At 44.9% G+C, this 1,451-nt stretch carries 2 protein-coding genes; one reads left to right on the top strand and one right to left on the bottom strand.

Annotated elements, in window-relative coordinates; all coding sequences use genetic code 11:
• A partial coding sequence (locus A3739_RS27455; protein WP_231877169.1) for a putative solute-binding protein occupies positions 1-1,109 on the top strand: 1,109 nt, incomplete at its 5' end.
• A gap of 29 nt (positions 1,110-1,138) precedes the next feature.
• On the opposite strand, the gene A3739_RS27450 is transcribed toward A3739_RS27455, so the two are convergent.
• Positions 1,139-1,451 (bottom strand): GNAT family N-acetyltransferase (locus A3739_RS27450; RefSeq protein ID WP_156502905.1); only part of this gene is annotated, 313 nt, incomplete at its 5' end.

Genomic DNA, 1,451 nt, shown 5'->3' with positions numbered 1-1,451 from the left:
GGCAATCCACGACACCGCTTCCTACGCTCAGTACACTTCACCTGATCAAAATAAAAAGTGCCATCAATATGATTTTTAAGAAAGCAGTCCTTACTCTCATTTTCATAAGTATCTCGCTCACCAGTACTGCCCTTACGGCTAATCAAACGGTAGGCGGAAAAGCCACAAACTTAATCCCTATTCTCGCCTGTGTTTGGGATCCTATCGGCAAAGCGGGCCCTGTCGGCCAGATCATGGCCGAAGCTAAGATTCATGCCGCGAACTGGGGCGTTGACCTCAGTTATGTGGTCTATGAGGACGAGCGCATTGCGATTGAAGAATTCAAATTAGGGCGCTGTGACGCAGTAAATATGCTGGGCTTTCGTGCTCGGGAGTTTAACTCCTTAACAGGAAGTCTCGGTGCGATTGGAGCAATCCCAAGTTACGAAGCTATGGGCATTGTCCTTAAATCTCTTTCTTCAAAGAAAGCTTCCAAACTTATGCGTAATGGTGAGTATGAGATTTTTGCGATCGGTCCAGCTGGCGCAATTTTCATGTTTACACGCGACAGAACAATTCTCCTTCCTGGTGACTTCGCTGGTAAAAGAATGGCAGTACTAGATGACATACCTGAGTCTGCTTATTTATCAAAGAAACACGGCATCACGCCAGTTAGCTCAACCATTTTCAATTCGATCTTAAAGTTCAATAACGGAAGTGTCGACCTTACCGCTGCTCCCGCAATCGTATACGAGCCATTTGAAATGCATAAAGGCTTGGAACCAAATGGCGGTATATACGAAGAGCCATTTTTGTTCATCACCATGCAAGTCGTTGCGCGATGGGAAAAGTTTCCTGAAGGATTTGCGCAAAAAGCACGTGATCAAGCCATGCGAGAATACAACCGTTTCGTCAAATGGCTAGTCGACCCTGAGGCCACAATTCCGGAAGAGTATTGGATTGAGATACCCAAACATCTATATGACTATTGGGTAGAAGACTTTCGTCAGAGCCGCATTGAGTTAGGTGAAATGGGAATATATGACTCAAGAACACTCAAACTAATGCGAAAAGTGCGCTGCAAACTTGAGCCCGAAAATGCAGAGTGCTCTGCAGCACGAAAAGAATAAACTTCAGCTAAAGAAGCTGCTAGTCAGATTTAAAGTTTTAGCAGCATCCACTCATCACAAGCATTATGGCCACTAGCTCCTAGTGGCCCTTCAAGCTTCTTAAACCCTTGTATCTCGTATAGAGCGATCGCCTGTTTCATAGTTGATAGTGACTCGAGATAGCAATACTCATAACCAAGCTCTCGAGCAGACTGCAATAAAGTTTCAATTAACGATCGACCAAATCCTTTGCCTCTCTGCCCTGCATCCAAATACATTTTCTGAAGTTCACAACAACGATCATATTGATTGTTCAAGAAGGGTCCGATTCCTCCTGCGCCAACAACTCGCCCTTCAAGATCT

The organism is Oleiphilus sp. HI0067, assembly GCF_001635735.1.
Note: the sequence above shows the minus strand (reverse complement) of the source record. Positions and strands in the feature narration are given on the sequence as shown.